Source organism: Joostella sp., assembly GCF_048266025.1.
In the GTDB taxonomy this organism is placed as follows: domain Bacteria; phylum Bacteroidota; class Bacteroidia; order Flavobacteriales; family Flavobacteriaceae; genus Galbibacter; species Galbibacter atrarenae.
Map to the genome: position 1 here is coordinate 23,501 of NZ_JBLXAF010000005.1, position 17,961 is coordinate 41,461.

General features: G+C 33.4%; 11 protein-coding genes. 2 read left to right on the forward strand and 9 right to left on the reverse strand.

Translation table 11 applies throughout. The annotated features are described in order from the left end of the window. Window positions 1-305: 305 nt before the first annotated feature. On the forward strand, window positions 306-1,160 hold the full coding sequence (gene purU / locus ACN0TY_RS10070; RefSeq protein WP_417444387.1) for a formyltetrahydrofolate deformylase: 855 nt from the start codon (window positions 306-308) through the stop codon (window positions 1,158-1,160). A 205-nt stretch (window positions 1,161-1,365) separates the two neighbouring features. Here purU and ACN0TY_RS10075 read toward each other — a convergent pair whose 3' ends face one another. The 3 genes from ACN0TY_RS10075 to prfA all read right to left on the reverse strand — a co-directional run bounded on the left by ACN0TY_RS10075 (window position 1,366) and on the right by prfA (window position 4,201). Then, window positions 1,366-2,160 carry an ABC transporter substrate-binding protein gene (locus ACN0TY_RS10075; protein WP_417444388.1) on the reverse strand — a complete coding sequence of 265 codons (795 nt, stop codon included), beginning with the start codon at window positions 2,158-2,160 and terminating at the stop codon, window positions 1,366-1,368. A 9-nt stretch (window positions 2,161-2,169) separates the two neighbouring features. After that, on the reverse strand, window positions 2,170-2,979 hold the full coding sequence (pyrF, locus tag ACN0TY_RS10080; RefSeq protein ID WP_417444389.1) for an orotidine-5'-phosphate decarboxylase: 810 nt from the start codon (window positions 2,977-2,979) through the stop codon (window positions 2,170-2,172). Between the two features lie 145 nt (window positions 2,980-3,124). Further along, window positions 3,125-4,201, reverse strand: coding sequence for a peptide chain release factor 1 (gene prfA, locus ACN0TY_RS10085; protein WP_417444390.1), 1,077 nt, complete (start codon window positions 4,199-4,201; stop codon window positions 3,125-3,127). Window positions 4,202-4,610: 409 nt separating this feature from the next. On the opposite strand from prfA, the gene ACN0TY_RS10090 reads away from it, so the two are divergent. Continuing rightward, window positions 4,611-5,261 carry an ATP-binding cassette domain-containing protein gene (locus ACN0TY_RS10090; protein ID WP_417444391.1) on the forward strand — a complete coding sequence of 217 codons (651 nt, stop codon included), beginning with the start codon at window positions 4,611-4,613 and terminating at the stop codon, window positions 5,259-5,261. Window positions 5,262-5,382: 121 nt separating this feature from the next. On the opposite strand, the gene ccsA is transcribed toward ACN0TY_RS10090, so the two are convergent. The 6 genes from ccsA to ACN0TY_RS10120 form a co-directional block, all read right to left on the reverse strand. Continuing rightward, a complete protein-coding gene (gene ccsA / locus ACN0TY_RS10095; RefSeq protein ID WP_417444392.1) occupies window positions 5,383-8,538 on the reverse strand; it encodes a cytochrome c biogenesis protein CcsA in 3,156 nt (1,051 codons plus the stop codon). A gap of 93 nt (window positions 8,539-8,631) precedes the next feature. Then, the gene (gene nrfA, locus ACN0TY_RS10100; RefSeq protein WP_417444393.1) at window positions 8,632-10,128 is read right to left on the reverse strand and encodes an ammonia-forming cytochrome c nitrite reductase; all 1,497 of its coding nucleotides are present in this window, start codon (window positions 10,126-10,128) and stop codon (window positions 8,632-8,634) included. A 28-nt stretch (window positions 10,129-10,156) separates the two neighbouring features. Next, window positions 10,157-10,756 (reverse strand): cytochrome c nitrite reductase small subunit, encoded by a 600-nt coding sequence (gene nrfH, locus ACN0TY_RS10105; RefSeq protein ID WP_236960255.1) that lies wholly within the window; start codon window positions 10,754-10,756, stop codon window positions 10,157-10,159. A gap of 538 nt (window positions 10,757-11,294) precedes the next feature. Then, window positions 11,295-13,847, reverse strand: a complete 2,553-nt coding sequence (locus tag ACN0TY_RS10110) for an adenosylcobalamin-dependent ribonucleoside-diphosphate reductase (protein WP_236960257.1) — start codon at window positions 13,845-13,847, stop codon at window positions 11,295-11,297. Between the two features lie 474 nt (window positions 13,848-14,321). After that, the gene (locus tag ACN0TY_RS10115; RefSeq protein WP_417444394.1) at window positions 14,322-15,500 is read right to left on the reverse strand and encodes an AIR synthase related protein; all 1,179 of its coding nucleotides are present in this window, start codon (window positions 15,498-15,500) and stop codon (window positions 14,322-14,324) included. Window positions 15,501-15,611: 111 nt separating this feature from the next. Beyond that, the gene (locus tag ACN0TY_RS10120) at window positions 15,612-17,798 is read right to left on the reverse strand and encodes a glutamine synthetase III (RefSeq protein WP_236960261.1); all 2,187 of its coding nucleotides are present in this window, start codon (window positions 17,796-17,798) and stop codon (window positions 15,612-15,614) included. Between the last annotated feature and the right edge of the window lie 163 nt (window positions 17,799-17,961).

A 17,961-nucleotide genomic window follows, 5' to 3' on the forward strand; every position in this document is an offset into this window, starting at 1 on the left:
AATAAGATGTGTTATTTATGTCTGCAATTTACAGAATTTGCATAAAAAAGGAGCTTATTTTAAGAATAAGTTAATCTACAATCCAGAACAAATTCCTACCGATTAATTTAGCCATATTTTTATTTCTAAAAGATCTAAATGCATAAAAACTAGCGAAATAAATTAATAACGTGATAACTGACCAATTGAACGTTATTATTTTTGATTTGTAATAATCTTAATTTATTTTCACTAAGAAATTATGAACAAGCATTAATCAACAGTAAAAAGAATTATTTTTTACTTTTTATCATACCACCAAAACTATGGCTAAAATCACCATTTTAATTCACTGCAAAGACACTTCGGGTATTATTGCCTCTGTAACCAATTTTATCCATAAAAATCACGGAAACATTGTCTATATAGACCAACATGTTGATAGAGAGAATGGAATTTTCTTTATGCGTTCTGAAAGTGTATTCAATGAAAAGACTTTTCAGCTAAAAAATTTTAAAAGTTCTTTTGAAGAATTAATTGCTGAAAAATATGAAATGGAATGGCAATTATATACTGATGATTACCGACCAAAAATGGCGCTTTTTGTATCTAAATACGACCATTGCTTATATGATATTTTAGGGCGCTATAATGCTGGCGAAATGAATGTTGAAATTCCATTTATCATCAGTAATCATCCTGATTTAAAACATATAGCCGACAGCTTTAAAATTCCGTTTTACCATATCCCCGTAACAAAAGACACGAAAGAAAAAGCTGAAAAAGAACAATTAGAATTATTAGAAAAATTTGGAATCGATTTTATAGTTCTTGCCCGCTACATGCAAATAATCTCGGAGAAGCTTATTGAACGTTACGAACATAAAATCATAAATATCCATCATTCATTTTTACCAGCTTTTGTAGGGGCAAAACCTTATCATTCTGCATATAAACGTGGTGTAAAAATAATTGGAGCTACGAGTCATTATGTAACCGAAGAATTGGATGCTGGCCCGATTATAGAACAAGATGTAACCAGGGTAACACATGCTCATGCCATTGAAGATTTAGTGATGAAAGGGAGAGATTTAGAAAAGATTGTTCTTGCACGTGGAATAAAACTACATATTGATCGTAAAACGATGGTTTTCAACAATAAAACAATCATTTTCAGTTAAGCCATAAACTCATTTTTTAAACTTTTTATAACTCATCTACAATAGTATCTGCAACTTAATATTAAGATAATTTCTACTTAACATTGTTTAGGCATTGTTTATAGAGATTTGCATCAGCAATATGAGTTTCATACTTACAGAGTTTGAGTTAGCAGTTAGTTTAGAAAAGCCGATTTCCACATATCGGCTTTTTTTTGCTCTAATTTTAATGGTTATTTATAACCGTATGTAATTCTTTGAAATAAGCAAATGCGCTTTTAAGTCGGGAACCATACCAAGAAAAGTATTCTCCATCAACTAAAATAATTTTTACCTCAGGAAGATCGTTTTGCAATTCTTCGATATGTTTTTGTTTGAATGGAAAGGGTTCTGAAGACAATAAAATATAATCCAACTCTTTATTATTCATCAATTCAGAAATCGATATTTCTGGATAGCGGGTTTTATCTTCAAACACATTTGTAAACTTATTTTCTTTCAACAGAAAATCTATAAATGTATTAGAACCGGCAACCATCCATGGTTTACGCCAAATAAAATAGGCTACCTTTTTTTCTGAAGTATTCTTAATAAAAGATTTAAAACTACTCCATTCACTATTAATAGCTCTAATTATTTCTTCTGCTGAATTCTCTACGGAAAATAATTCTCCGTACTGATTGATAAGTGCTAGACTATCTTTAAGTGTATAAATATCTGAAACATGGACTGTTGTAATCCCTTCTAAAGTAGCAACAATTTCTTTTGTATTCTCTTCCTTATTACAAAGAATGATATCTGGATTTAGCGACTTTACAAGATCGTATTTTACGTCTTTTGTTCCGCCTACAATCGTTTTATCCTTAATAGCTCGTTTAGGATGTACGCAAAACTTAGTAACTCCAACAATGCTATCTTCCAACCCCAAATCGTAAAGCAACTCGGTTTGTGAAGGCACCAAAGAAATAATCCGCTTTGGAACCTTTTTACAATTTATATGTCTCCCTAACTGATCTATCAAATTCGATTCTTATAAAAAAGCAGCCATCTGCTGTTGCATCTCTTGAGCTTTTTTAGCAGCTACTTCTGCAAAATCCTCACCATTTGAAGCATAGATAATCCCTCTAGAAGAATTAATTAGCAATCCTACATTTGCTGTCATTCCATATTTACAGACATCTTCTAAACTTCCGCCTTGTGCTCCAACTCCAGGAACCAATAAAAAACTCTCAGGTACAATTGCACGAATCTCTTTTAGGTATTCTGCTTTTGTAGCACCGACAACATACATTAGGTTTTCCCAATTATTATATGTTTTTGAGGTCTCAATTACTCTTTGGTATAAAGGCTTCCCATCAACTTGTAAAGTCTGAAAATCGAAAGCCCCTTCGTTAGAAGTAAGCGCTAAAAGAATGGTGTGCTTATCTTTAAAAGCTAAAAAAGGCTCTACGGAATCTTTCCCCATGTATGGAGCAATAGTTACCGAATCAAACTCCATGTCTTCAAAAAAAGCTTTTGCGTACATTGTAGAAGTATTACCAATATCTCCACGCTTGGCATCTGCAATTGTGAATAATTCTGGATAATTCTCATTAATATAATCAATAGTCTTCTTTAGAGCTTCCCAACCTTTTATCCCAAAAGCTTCATAGAATGCAATATTAGGCTTGTATGCAACTGCCAAATGTTGTGTAGCATCAATTATAGCCTTGTTAAACTCAAAAATAGGATCTGTTTCATGCAATAAGTGATTTGGAATTTTATTGATATCTACATCCAAACCGATGCATAAAAAAGATTTCTTACTTCTTATTTGTTCTATGAGTTTTTTTGTTTCCATTCTATAGGGTGTTGGGAGTTAGGTGAAAGGTTTTAGTGATTACGTAATTATTTTCACCTCTTTATTATTCTGAAAAATGTCATACTTCGACAAATGCCATACTTCGACAAGCTCAGTATGACATTTAAAATTTAAACTATTAAAATTACATTGTTTCACTAGCTTCTTTAAGCTTCTCTGTGTTCTCTGTCATTTTAAGCTCCTCAACGATTTTTTCTATATCACCATTCATAATATTAGATAAATCGTAAAGGTTTAATCCTATTCTATGGTCGGTTACACGCCCTTGAGGATAATTATAGGTTCTAATTTTAGCACTTCTATCTCCACTAGAAACCATACTCTTACGTCTTGCAGAATCTTCTTCTTGCTTTTTAGCAAGCTCACGCTCATATAAACGAGAACGTAATACTTTAATAGCTTTCTCTAAGTTTTTATGCTGCGACTTTTCATCTTGACAACGAACTTCGATTCCTGTTGGTAAATGCTGCAACTGAATAGCAGAATACGTTGTATTTACCGACTGCCCACCAGGACCAGTAGAGGTAGTTCTAATAATTTTAACGTCTCCCATATCCAACTCCACATCAAACTCTTCTGCTTCTGGAAGCACCATTACTGTAGCCGCTGAAGTATGCACACGACCTTGTGTTTCTGTTTGTGGTACACGTTGTACACGGTGAACACCAGATTCGAATTTCAAAGTACCGTAGACATTCTCTCCATTTACTTCAAAAATTATCTCTTTGTATCCTCCAGAGGTTCCATCATTAAAGTCTACTACATTTACTTTCCAGCCTCTACTTTCGCAATATTTAGTATACATACGATGTAAATCTCCAGCAAAAATACTTGCTTCATCTCCACCAGTACCTGCACGGATTTCCATCATTACATTCTTAGCATCTTCAGGGTCTTTAGGAATCAACATAAACTTGATTTCCTCTTCTAATGGAGCTAATCTCTCTTTAGCTTCCTCCAACTGCATTTTTGCCATTTCAACCATTTCAGCATCACTTCCATCTGAAATAATTTCCTCGGCCTCTTCTATATTGCTAGTAACATCGATATACTCATCGCGCTTTTGCACAAGCTCATTAAGCTCTTTATACTCTTTATTTAATTGTACATAACGCTTTTGATCTGCAATAACATCTGGTTGGATGATTAAATCCGACACCTCATCAAAACGTTGTCTTACAATATTTAATTTATCTAACATAGTTCTTCTCTAATTCGAACTACAAATTTACGATTATTTTTCATGATTTTATAGTTTGATAGTATTCAGTTAAAATTTTCTAAGATTAAGCCTACTATAGTAAAATAAATGATACTTTTATATGGATGAGAACGCTATTCTTAATTTTCAACTTTTATAAAAGCTACTTTTTAATCTCTGTTTTTATACAGTTTATTTTATTGTTTTTAATATTTCCAATTCCCGCTATCCTACTTACTAAAGCGCTGCTTTTTGGAGCCATTTTTTTAACTTCAGCAAAAATCGGAAATGATAATAAATTTACTTTCTATCAAAATCTTACCCTTTCTATAATTAGATTATTTATAGGAGTATTATTTGTAGACTTCATTATTAGTCTTGTTATATATTCATTTTACAACCTTTTATTTTGATTCTGGAAATTGACAACATAGAACTTAGCTATGGAGATAAAAAGATCTTATACGGCATCTATTTTAAAAGTGAAATAGGAAAAGTCTCTGGAGTTTTAGGACGAAATGGATGTGGAAAAAGCAGTCTCTTAAAAATTATTTTCGGAAGCTTAAAACCTAAATACAAACTTCTTCGGATAGATAAAAAGCCTATCAGTAAAGCTTTTTATAAAACTGATTTGGTAAAATATTTACCTCAGCACCAAATGCTTCCTAATAATTTAAGCTTAAAAAATGCATTCTTTCTGATGAATGTTAATTGGAGTGATTTTACAAAATACTTCCCAGACTTTGATCGCTATAAATCTATGAAACCAAAAGAAGTATCTGGAGGAGAATTAAGAATTGTAGAAGCTTTTCTTGTTTTAAAATCTGAAGCTAAATTTGTCCTTTTAGATGAACCCTTTTCTCATATTGCTCCATTATATATCGAAAAGATAATAGAAATAATCCATGAGGAAAAACAACGAAAAGGAATTATTGTTACCGATCATTTATACGAACACGTGATTGATTTATGCGATGATTTATATCTTTTAAAAACAGGAAGCATTAAACGTATTAATTCTAGACAAGATTTAATTGACGAGCATTACTTGGTAAGTTAAAAGTAACATTTAATACTTAAAAACTAAGAGGATTTAAAATTTCACTAAACTAAAAACCTCGGAAATCACTTGAAAAGTAAAATCCGAGGCATTATTTATCAATATTACAATCTTTTCTACTCTAAATACCTATTTTTTGATTACTCTTAAAAGTCTTCTGCTTAAAATAAGCTAACACTGTAACTATAACCATTATTGCAATTACAACGTAAACAAATTTAGGAATTGGTAATGGATCTCCTGCTGCATAGCTATGTAACCCTGATAGGTAATAATTCACACCAAAAGATGTCATAATTATAGACCAAAAAGCAAACATACTGGCTACATTAAGAACAAAATTATTATTCAATTTAGGAATAAACCTTAAATGCAAAACTACAGCATATACAATTATACTTATTAGCGCCCATGTTTCTTTAGGATCCCAAGCCCAATAACGCCCCCAAGATTCGTTAGCCCATACGCCTCCCAAAAAAGTTCCTACGGCCAAGACAAATAAACCTATTGTCATCGCTATTTCATTAATATAACTTAGCTCTTTTATCTTAACGTCTATTATATTTTTATTCTTAGGAGTCTTAAAAATCAGAAGTAATAAAGCCATCAATCCCAAAACAGCAGACAATGCTAATGGAGCATAACTACTAACAATAGTGGCTACATGCACTTTTAACCAATATGATTTTAAAACAGGCATTAAATTAGTTATCTCTGGATTCAACCAATCTAAATAACTCACAAATAACAATGCTCCTGAAAATAGTGTAGAAAGTGGCAATGCAAAATCAGATTTTCTAAAAGACATTAAACCAGAAAATAGTAAAACCCAAGCTACAAAAACTAACATTTCATAACCGTTACTCCAAGGGGCATGTTGCGCTACATACCAGCGTAAAATTAAATTCCCTGTGAAGCACAAAAATGAAATCAGCGTGATTATTATCAATGCATTATTGAAAAAATCTAAGGCTTTGTTTTTTACAAACATCCTAACTATCGCAACAACTAGCAGAAGAAATCCGACTGTAAAAAACACTTGAAACAGCCAAAAGTTAATATTCATTTTATTATACCAAATCTCAGCTTCTATCCGCTCTGGAGTAGGAATAATCTTTTCTCCCAACACTTCTTGATACTTTTTAATGTACATCAATTTTTCATGCGCGCTATTGTAATCATCTTTAGCGATATCATTAAAATAAGCTGGGATAATACTCCTTGCAAATGCTGCATCTTCTTCTGGGAAGTCATTAAAATCATGGTTATAACTAAACCAGGTATTATTAGTATCGTTCTTATTTGGGGAAATTTTAAAATAATTACCTTCAAATAAATTATATAAGATATTAAAGCGCTCATCAATCTTTAAAATCTCTTTATCGAACTCATTTCGCTCTGCCGGTTTTTTCTTATTTGCAGCTTCTACTTCACTCGATAAAATATAACCTCCATCTACATCTAATAAACTCTGAAAAGGCATCAATTCATTCTTCCCTACAACAACATCATCAAACAAATCTCCCGTCTTTTTGAAATCCGCTTTAATGATAGGGATCTCGCGCCACAACCTCGGCGACATATGCATTGCTAAAAAAGCCTGATTAGGATCATAAGATACTTTTCCGCTCTCTAATTGATACGTGAAAGTAGCTTTCCCTGAAATTTTTCTGAGAAACTCTGAAGCCAATGTATTTACAGGCTTTATCCTTCCATCGAGATCTTGAACTAAAATCCTTCCAAAAAAATCAGCATGCGCTCTATCTATCTCTTGAGACTCAATTAATTTTTCAACATGTGTTTCTAAAGAATCATTTATTTGCTGTGAAAAAGAAGCCTGCATCGTAAAAAGTAACAATAAAATTGCAACGTGCTTTTTCTTGAGCTTCTTAAGCTTTTTATTAATTAAATGAAAGCGAGCGCCTTTACTAAAGAGCGTAAAAAACATTCCGACAGTCATTAAAAGGTAACCCAAATAAGTAACCCATGTTCCTACCATGTCATGATTTACAGAAAGTACAGTACCCTTTTCATCTGTATCATAACTTGCTTGAAAGAAACGATATCCTTTATAATCCAACACATTATTCATAAAGATTTTATATGGCATCTTTTTCCCTTCATCTAAAATAGTCACCTCACTCGCATAAGCAGAAGGACTTGAAGACCCCGGATAACGCTCTAACTGAAAATCATTAAGCTGAATTGCAAAAGGAGTCTGAATAGCTCCTGCGCCATAGGATAAAATTATTCGTAAACCATCAATCTCTACTTCATGATGTGTAGGTAAAAACCCTTCTCGATATAATATGTTTAAAGACTTTTCTTTACCATTAACAGACACATTTACCATTAAGGCATCGTCCTTTACACTATCATTTTCTATACTCTCTTCTGACTCACTCTTTAATTTAAAAACTCCATTTTGATAGTATGTTAGAGGCACAAAAGAAATATCTCCGTGTCTATATAAAGTACGTAATGTGATATCATGCAAACTATCTTTTACTAATTTTCCTGCTTGCTGGGTAGACATTCTAAAAAAATCAAGATCATGCGGCGCTTTGATTCTAAAAGCTCCATCCTCTTCAATAATATTAATAATACCCTCTTTATCAGAATTAAAACCAATTTCATGTTGGTGTTCTCCAATCCTCTCTATCTCTCCTTTTTTAAGATATATTGTATTTCTGCCTTTACCTTCTGTAACTACCATTTCTAAAAGTGGCTCTCCGTTCCCTTCCCCCTCCACAACCTCAGCTATTGCGTCTGGAATATAATCTTGGTAAGAAATAACAACTGGATTACCGTTAAAATCTGCCTCCAAAGAGAAATCATTGTCTTTAATAGATGAAAAAGATATCTTCTCTTTTATTTTGGTTGATGTATTCCCATCTGTTATTGTAGCAGTTAAGAAATTAGTATCGGATATTACAACATTTGAAGATTGCCCTTCTCTTATTCTCATAACACCTCCATAAGAAGTATATCTAGTAATAGCCGCCCCTAAAACGATTATTATAAAGGCTAAATGAAATAAAAGTATAGCCCATTTTTCTCTTCTGAATAATTTGTATTTAAAAATATTCGCAATAAAACAAAGTGACAATCCCAGCATAACAGCCTCAAACCACCAAGAATCGTAGATAATTATCCAGGCTGTTTTTGTACCATAATCATTTTCTACAAAGGTGGCAACAGCCATAGAAATTGCAAAAGTCAACAATAAGACCAATGCCAAACGTGCTGATGATAAAAACTTGTATAATTTCTGCATATAAATACTATTCAAAAAAAGATAGCTTTTGCGACTTTTAAAATCATCAAAAACTATCTTTACTAAGTTATAAAAACTACTATTAAATTTATCTTATTCGTTTAAAGAAACCGATTTTGTACCGTATTTAGATTCTCTTTCTTTTGCTGCTTCTAACCACTTTGGAATTAAATTTTCTTTAAACTCTTCTTTCTCTTTTCTAAGAGCATCCATATCTAAACCTATATATTCTTGAGCCTTTTCTTTACTAGAAATATCTGGCATATCTACAGGTTTATTATATCCTAATTCTGCTAATAAACGAGCTAATTTAACACGTCCTTCTTGAATTATCGTAAAACCACTACCTAAAACTCTAGCTGTTTCTACTGGAGAGTGAAATGAAGCTCCATGCGATGCAGCCGCATAATCCCATCGCCATTGTGCATGACGGATATCCATAAGAATATCTTCCATTTGCTCTTCTGTAGCTCCTAAATCCCATGCTTTTTTTGCTTCCACATGAGCTTTAACTAAGAAACGCTCTAACTTTAATCTGTTTTCAGCTGTTTTCATTTGACGTTCATAAACGTTCAATTTCAACTTATCTGCATCTTCTCTGTGACATACCTGACACGCATTAGACACATTATTTAAAGGCGATTGTATGTGATGATCTGTAAATTTTTGCCCCCCTTCACTTTTATATGGCATATGGCAATCTGCACAAGACACACCTCTATCTGCATGCACTCCCGTTACATAAGTTTCATAACCTGGGTGCTGTGCTTTCAACATTGGTGCGCGACTAAGTTTATGAGTCCAATCTTTAAAACCTATAGAATCATAATATCTCTCCATTGCCTCCACTGTCATCCCATTATCCCAAGGGAATTTTAAATATGGAACACCTTCTTTACCAGGTAAATCTTTATCAAAATAATATTCAACATGACATTGTGCACATACTAAAGAGCGCATTTCTTGATGCGTTGCATTATTAATATCTTTTCCCATTGCATCAAAAGCCTCTACAAGTGCTGGACGCGTTATTGTCAATTTCATAGTCTCAGAGTCATGACAATCAGCACAACCTATAGGATTTACAATTTCTTCTCCTTTGTCTGCCCATTTACCAGCATAAAATTCGGCCACACCCTTTTCATTCATTAATCGAGGAACATCTGGCCCTTTACAGGTCCAACATGTTGCTGGCATCGGACCATCTCCTTTACCTTTTGGCCCACCTGTTCTCAATATATTTTGGATATCTTCAATGGCATGTTGATGTCCTCTCCCCTGATTATAGTCTTTTGAAAAACCATAACCAGCCCAAAGCACAACCAAGTTCGTATCTTCTTCAAGCATATCTCGCATTGCAGATCCACCTTGATAAGACACAAAGCTAGTATCTGCCGTTTGCAAAAACGACTGATATTCTGCAGGATAGTTTTTTCCCCATTCTGAATTTCGAGGCTCATTTTCGCCAATATCCACTTGAGGAACATATTTATATTTAGCCTCATTTTTCCTATTAACAATACTGGATGCTAATAGCCCTAGTAGAAATACTACTACTACTGTAACAATAAATAAAACCCTATTTTTCATGTCTCGAAGAATTATTATTTTAAAAAATCTACTTGGTTTCCATTTCATCCTGTAACCACAAAGGAATCACTGCTTCTTCTGTGTCTGTAGGAATTGGTGCAATATTATTTTTGATCGTTGAAATACCATGAACTGTACCATGAGGCACCTCTTGATGACATGTCCAACATTTTCTATCTGTTCTATTCTGTACATGGTCTGCAATATACCCCTCGTACTTAGTTTGCGTAACTTGCTGTACATGACAGCGGATACAGTTATTTTGAACCACTTCTTGAGACTCCTCTCGCATAAACATAACTTCAGGTTCTGCTCTAAGTGTAAAAACAGAAGCATGAAACAATCCATCTTTAGCTTTAAAATAATATTTATTGAGAACATTATTGTGAGGTACGTGGCAATCGTTACAAGAAGCCCACTCCCTGTGAGAGCTATGCATCCAACTATTGTATACAGGCGTCATAACATGGCAATTTACACACGCCAAAGGATCATCGGACATATAAGATACTAGTTCCGCTTCTTTTGCCATAAATAAACCCAAACCTGTAATTACAGCAATTAAAAACACAGCGATCGTTCGCCATCTAGATTTTCTGTTTGGTAATATGTTTTTTCGGAGATTCACTAGTTATAAATTATCAAGTTTATTAATCAGAACTCAAAAATTAAATTTAACATCCAACTGTTAAACAAAAGTCATCAATAATATTCTAATACATGCTGACAAATGTCATATTAGAAGATTGATTTTTATCGTATTATAATATGACCACATCATTTTATAAACTCATGTTTTTAAAGCATAGAAAAAACAATTATACGCTCAACACAATATTCGATATATACTCACTACTTAAAAGAACCTCCTTTTTTTACTGAAGAACTTTTTACTCGTAAAGCATTCATGACTAACCGATTATAAATATAATTAATAAAAACACACAAGACAAGGAAATTTTTCTCAACAGTAATTTATATGAAAATAATAGTTACTGACACGATAATTTATACATTCCATAAAATGGAAACACTTTTTGAAGGCTATTCTTTCGAATTATAATTAACAGGAAACTAAAACATATCAAGAAAGAAAAAACCTCGAAGGATACTTAAATAAGTAAACTTCGAGGTTTTGTGTAAAATATTATTAGAGTCTTAAAGATCTATCCGCATTTAGAAGAACCACAATCTTTACATGTTAAGCATCCTTCTTGGTACACTAAATTACTTCCTTCGCAATTGCTACACTTCTGCCCTTTTGCTGCTGTTCCATCAACTACAAAACGCTTTAAAGCTCTTGCTACACCATTTTTCCATGTGTTTATAGACTCAGAATCCAATTGTAAACTATTAATTAAGTTTACAACTCTATCTATTTCCATTCCATGACGAAGTGTACTAGAAATTAACTTAGCATAATTCCAGAATTCAGGATTAAATTTATGCGACAACCCTTCAATTGTAGTTTTATATCCTCTCTTATTCTGATATTGAAAATCGTAACGCGAAGTTCCGTCTTCATTTCTATTTTTTATAATTACACCATCTTCAACCCAACGCGGAATTAATATTCCATCTTCATCATCTGCAAGACCCGTAAATATCTCATAAGGCATTCCATCGATTAAACCGATAAAAGCGATCCACTTCTCTTTACTATTCTGAAAACGCACTACATCCGCTTGTAAAACTTGAGGACGTTTTGTTGTTAGTTCTTTCTTTTCTGAAGTTTCTTCCTCTTTCTTTTCATCATTAGAGATTAAAACGCCACTACGAGAACCGTCACGATATACTGTAACCCCTTTACATCCTACTTTCCATGCTTCCAAGTACAGTTGTCCTACTAATTCTTCTGTGGCATCATTCGGCAAGTTGATTGTCACACTAATAGAGTGATCAATCCATTTTTGCACAGCACCTTGTAATTGTACTTTACTCATCCAATCTACGTCATTGGAAGTTGCTTTATAGTAAGGTGATTTTTTTATTAACTCGTCTATTTCTTGCTGACTATAATTTTTTGTAGTGTCAATACCTTGAACGGTCATCCATTCTTTAAAACGGTGATGAAAAACCACATATTCTTCCCAAGCATCTCCTAGTTCATCCGTAAAATCAACACGCACATTTTTATCATTAGGATTTACTTTTCTTCTTCTTTTATATACAGGAAGGAAAACAGGTTCGATTCCAGAAGTTGTTTGTGTCATCAAACTAGTAGTTCCAGTTGGAGCAATTGTTAGCAACGCTATATTTCGACGTCCGTATTCTAGCATTTCGTAATACAACTTATCGTCTGCTTCTTTTAAACGAAGGATAAAAGGATTGTCTTTTTCTCTGTCTGCATCAAAAATGCTAAAAGCACCACGCTCTTTTGCCATTTCTACAGATGCACGATACGCTGATAAAGCTATTGTTTTATGTACTTCAATAGAAAATTCATTTGCTTTTTCTGTTCCATATCTAAAACCAAGTGCTGCCAACATATCCCCTTCAGCAGTAATTCCAACTCCTGTTCTTCTTCCTTCGTAAGCTTTTTTACGGATATTAAGCCATAAGTTTTTTTCTACCAATTTAACCTCATCGCTCTCTGGATCAGCTTCAATTTTAGCTAAAATATTATCGATCTTTTCTAACTCCAAATCAATAATGTCATCCATTATACGCTGTGCATAAGCAACATGTTTTTTAAATAATTCGAAGTTAAAACTTGCCTTATCTGTAAAAGGATTCTCTACGTAAGAATATAAGTTGATTGCCAACAGACGACAAGAGTCATAAGGACAAAGAGGAATCTCACCACATGGATTTGTAGAAACTGTTTTATACCCTAAATCTGCATAACAATCTGGCACAGACTCTCTAGAAATAGTGTCCCAGAATAAAATTCCTGGCTCCGCAGATTTCCATGCATTGTGTACTATTTTACTCCAAAGTTTAGAAGCTTCAATCTCCTTTGTTACTTTAGGATTTTCACTCTGTACCGGATATTTCTGTGTGTAAATAGATTCTGCCTCTACAGATTTCATAAAATCATCATCTATTCTTACAGAAACATTCGCTCCAGTAACTTTACCTTGCTCCATTTTAGCATCTATAAAATCCTCGGCATCTGGATGGTTTATAGAAACAGAAAGCATCAAAGCTCCTCGACGACCATCTTGAGCTACCTCTCTTGTAGAATTAGAATAACGCTCCATAAAAGGTACTATTCCAGTAGATGTTAATGCAGAATTTTTAACATCAGAACCCTTTGGACGGATATGTGATAAATCGTGACCTACTCCTCCTCGGCGCTTCATCAATTGCACCTGTTCTTGGTCTATTTTCATAACTCCTCCATAAGAATCCGAATTACCTTCATTACCAATTACAAAACAATTTGATAAAGAACCTACTTGGTATGGATTCCCAATTCCAGCCATCGGACTTCCCTGAGGAACGATGTATTTAAAATCTTTGATTAAATCAAAAACCTCCTCTTCTGTTAAAGAGTTTGGATATTTCTTCTCTATTCTCGCAATCTCCTTTGCAATTCTCGCATGCATATCATTTGGAGTAGACTCATAGATATTCCCTTGCGAGTCTTTTAAGGCATATTTATTAACCCAAACTGTAGCCGCTAAGTCATCCCCTTTAAAATACTCCAAGGACGCTTTAATTGCCTCTTCTTGAGTATATGTCTTTTTTACGTTAGAAGTTTCGATTTTCTGCATTTTTTTGATGATTTAATATGGATAAGTAATGGCGCAAAGCTAACCAAAATTAAAATATAAATTAAAATTATTTTTAAAAAGTGAACAAGAAATAAACAATAAATTACTGATTATCAGTTATTTAATAAATTACTAACAACAAAAAGTTCACAACTTATGATCTTTTAACAAGAATAATCCTGAAAAAGTAAGTTGTTTTTATTAATTTATTGGAGGTCTTTTCTGAATAAGAATTTTTTAAACTTTTGTAGTAAAAATTATTGATTTCTGATGGATTTTGCCATTAAAAACAAAACACAATATAAAGCTAAATAGATCTCAATACTTGCCGAACAAAAACTATAGATACGGATTTATAAATTTTTCATGCGAAATAAAACTTTCACAATAAATGTCTATTAGTTTTCAAATGAATTAAAAACTAAATACATCCTGAAACTACTTCAGCAACAAATAAAGATATCCGACTAAATATTAATATTCAAAAGTTCCGTATTCGCTAGTAATTGTAAGTTTTTTACTTTCTGATGCTTCAACACGACCAATAATCTGAGCATCTACATTGAAAGATTTTGAAACTTCTATAATATCTTGAGCAATACGCTCATCTACATAAAGTTCCATACGGTGCCCACAATTAAACACTTGATACATTTCCTTCCATGAAGTTTTAGACTGTTCTTGTATCAATTTAAAAAGTGGTGGCACTTCAAATAGATTATCCTTTACTACATGAACATTATCTACAAAGTGAAGTACTTTTGTTTGCGCACCTCCACTACAATGAACCATTCCGTTTATCTCTTCTGGAGAATATTTTGAAAGTAACTTCTGAATAATCGGCGCATAGGTTCTTGTTGGAGAAAGCACCAACTTCCCAGCATCGATTGGAGAATTTTCCACTGCATCAGTTAACTTTACATTTCCAGAATATACCAAATCTGAAGGTACCGCATGATCAAAACTCTCAGGGAATTTTTCAGCTAAATACTTTTCGAAAACGTCATGACGTGCAGAAGTAAGTCCGTTACTCCCCATTCCTCCGTTATATTCGGTCTCGTAAGTTGCTTGACCAAAAGAAGCCAAACCAACAATTACATTTCCTGGTTTTATATTTGCATTATCAATAACATCGCTACGCTTCATACGAGCCGTTACAGTAGAATCTACAATAATGGTACGCACTAAATCTCCAACATCGGCAGTTTCACCTCCTGTAGAATGAATTTCTACACCAAACTTTTTAAGTTCAGCAATCAATTCTTCAGTTCCATTAATAATTGCTGAAATTACTTCTCCAGGAATTACGTTTTTATTTCTTCCGATAGTAGATGAAAGCATAATATTTTGAGTTGCTCCCACACAAAGAAGATCATCTAAATTCATTATCAATGCATCTTGAGCAATCCCTTTCCACACGGAAACATCTCCAGTTTCCTTCCAATACATATATGCTAAAGACGATTTTGTACCAGCTCCATCAGCATGCATTATAATACAGTGATCCTCGCTCCCAGTAAGATGATCGGGTACGATTTTACAAAAGGCTTTTGGAAACAATCCTTTATCTACATTTTTTATAGCGTTATGAACATCTTCTTTTGATGCCGAAACACCTCTTTGTGCATACCTTTTGCTTATCTCTGAACTCATGTACCAATGTTTTGTGCAAAAATAGCCATAAATAAAAAGCACACAAACAAAAGTTGTGTGCTTATTTCTTAGAATATTAATTTTAGTTATTTTACAAAAGCTAAGCGCCTCTTATTTAGTAAAAAGTAACTCTCTATATTTTGTGAGCGGCCAGATATTATCATCTACTAAAAGCTCTAACTTATCACAATGGTAACGGATTTGCTCAAAATAAGGCAACACCTTATTACAATACGCTTCTGCTTTTAACTGCGCTTTTTCTAATTTATTAGCACTCTTACGCTCTTCGATCATAAATTTTACTTTCGAATTTATTTCAGAAATATGATTCGAAATCTCTTCTATAAGATCAATTTGTTCAGGCGCAAGCTTTTTAAAGTCACTTCCAAAGACTTCTTTTAGTCCTTTTACATTCTGAATTAATGTATTTTGATATTTAATAGCAGTTGGAATTACATGATTTCTTGCAATATCTCCCAATACACGCCCTTCTATTTGGATTTTGTGTGCATATTCCTCTAATTCTATCTCTTGGCGAGCTATTATTTCCACAGAGTTCATCACTCCCATTTCCTCATAAAGATCGATTGCCTTTTTTGAAACGACAGCTTTTAATGCCTGCGGCGTATTCTTACTATTACTAAGTCCGCGTTTCTCAGCCTCCTTTTCCCATGCCAAGCTATATCCATCTCCCTCAAAACGAATCTTTTTTGAAGCTTTAATATATTCTCTCAATACATTAAAAATAGCTTCATCCTTTTTAAGATTCTTCTTTTCTATCAACTCATCAACTTCATTTTTAAATTCTTTTAACTGCTTAGCAACAATTGTATTTAAAACAGTCATTGGCTTAGCGCAATTCGATTTAGAACCTACAGCTCTAAATTCAAATTTATTCCCTGTGAAAGCAAAAGAAGAAGTTCTATTTCTATCTGTATTATCTAAAAGTATCTCTGGAATTTTCCCTACTACATTTAACTTTAAATCTGTTTTTTCTTGAGGAGAAAGTTTCCCTTTAGAAACATCTTCTAACTCATCTAAAACCTTCGTTAATTGTGAACCAATAAAAACTGAAATCACAGATGGAGGTGCCTCGCCAGCCCCCAAACGATGATCGTTAGTGGCAGAAGCAACAGAAGCACGAATGAGGTCTTCATTATCATGCACCGCCTTAATTGTATTTATAAAAAAGGTTAAAAACTGAAGGTTCTTTGTTGGCGTAGTCCCCGGGCTTAAAAGATTAGTTCCATTATTTGTTGCTAAAGACCAGTTATTATGCTTTCCAGAGCCATTTACACCTACAAAAGGTTTTTCATGGAAAAGGACTTTAAAATTATGTTTATCAGCAGTTTTATCCATCAAATCCATTAATAATGAATTATGATCTACCGCTAAATTAGCCTCTTCAAAAAGCGGCGCTAATTCGAATTGATTTGGAGCAACTTCATTATGACGCGTTTTTACTGGGATTCCCAATTTCACACAATCATTTTCCAATTCTCTCATAAAATTAAGAACCCTATCTGGGATAGAGCCAAAATAATGATCGTCTAATTGTTGTCCTTTTGCTGGCGAATGACCTAAAAGAGTCCTTCCTGCCAAAACAATATCTGGTCGAGAATATGCCAATGCCTTATCGATTAAGAAATACTCCTGCTCCCAACCCAAAGTAGCATTCACTTTAGAGACACTTTTATCAAAATAACGCGCTACTTCTGTAGCAGCATTATCTACTGCTTGTAAAGCCCTTAAAAGTGGCGCTTTATTATCTAAAGCTTCCCCTGTATACGACACAAAAACAGTAGGAATACATAAAGTTGTACCATAAACAAAGGCTGGAGATGTTGGATCCCAAGCGGTATATCCTCGAGCTTCAAAGGTGTTTCTAATCCCTCCATGAGGAAAACTAGAGGCATCTGGTTCCTGCTGTACTAATTGGTGCCCACCAAATTTCTCTACAGCTTGAGAATTATTTATAGGTTCAAAGAAAGAATCGTGCTTTTCTGCTGTTGCTCCAGTTAATGGCTGAAACCAATGTGTATAATGAGTAGCTCCTTTGGTAATTGCCCAATTTTTCATCGCAGAAGCAATTTCATCAGCCAATTTCCTGTCAATCTTCATTCCGCCCTCTATTGCAGACATCACACTTTTAAATGCCTCATTAGACATTACTTGCCTCATGACCAATTCATTAAAAACGTTCGCTCCAAAAATCTCAGAACGTTTTCCTGTTACATCAATAGGCAATGGTTTCCTATCAAATGTTTTATTAACTGCCTTAAACCTAATTGTTGACATATAGTATCGTTATAAAAAAGTTGATTTTAAATCCTAAATGTTTTATTAATAACAAAAAAAATAATTCCGCTTCAATATAAATATCTCTACGTAAAAAATATATTAAATTATCATTAACAAATTTCGGTAAATTTACATAAAAAAGAAAATACCCCCTCTAAAA

Coding starts and splice junctions, on each gene's coding strand:
- prfA (WP_417444390.1), bottom strand. CDS start 4,201: ATGTTAGATAAATTAAATATTGTAAGACAACGTTTTGATGAGGTGTCG.
- ACN0TY_RS10110 (WP_236960257.1), bottom strand. CDS start 13,847: ATGCAGAAAATCGAAACTTCTAACGTAAAAAAGACATATACTCAAGAA.
- pyrF (WP_417444389.1), bottom strand. CDS start 2,979: ATGGAAACAAAAAAACTCATAGAACAAATAAGAAGTAAGAAATCTTTT.
- nrfA (WP_417444393.1), bottom strand. CDS start 10,128: ATGAAAAATAGGGTTTTATTTATTGTTACAGTAGTAGTAGTATTTCTA.
- ACN0TY_RS10120 (WP_236960261.1), bottom strand. CDS start 17,798: ATGTCAACAATTAGGTTTAAGGCAGTTAATAAAACATTTGATAGGAAA.
- ACN0TY_RS10115 (WP_417444394.1), bottom strand. CDS start 15,500: ATGAGTTCAGAGATAAGCAAAAGGTATGCACAAAGAGGTGTTTCGGCA.
- ccsA (WP_417444392.1), bottom strand. CDS start 8,538: ATGCAGAAATTATACAAGTTTTTATCATCAGCACGTTTGGCATTGGTC.
- purU (WP_417444387.1), top strand. CDS start 306: ATGGCTAAAATCACCATTTTAATTCACTGCAAAGACACTTCGGGTATT.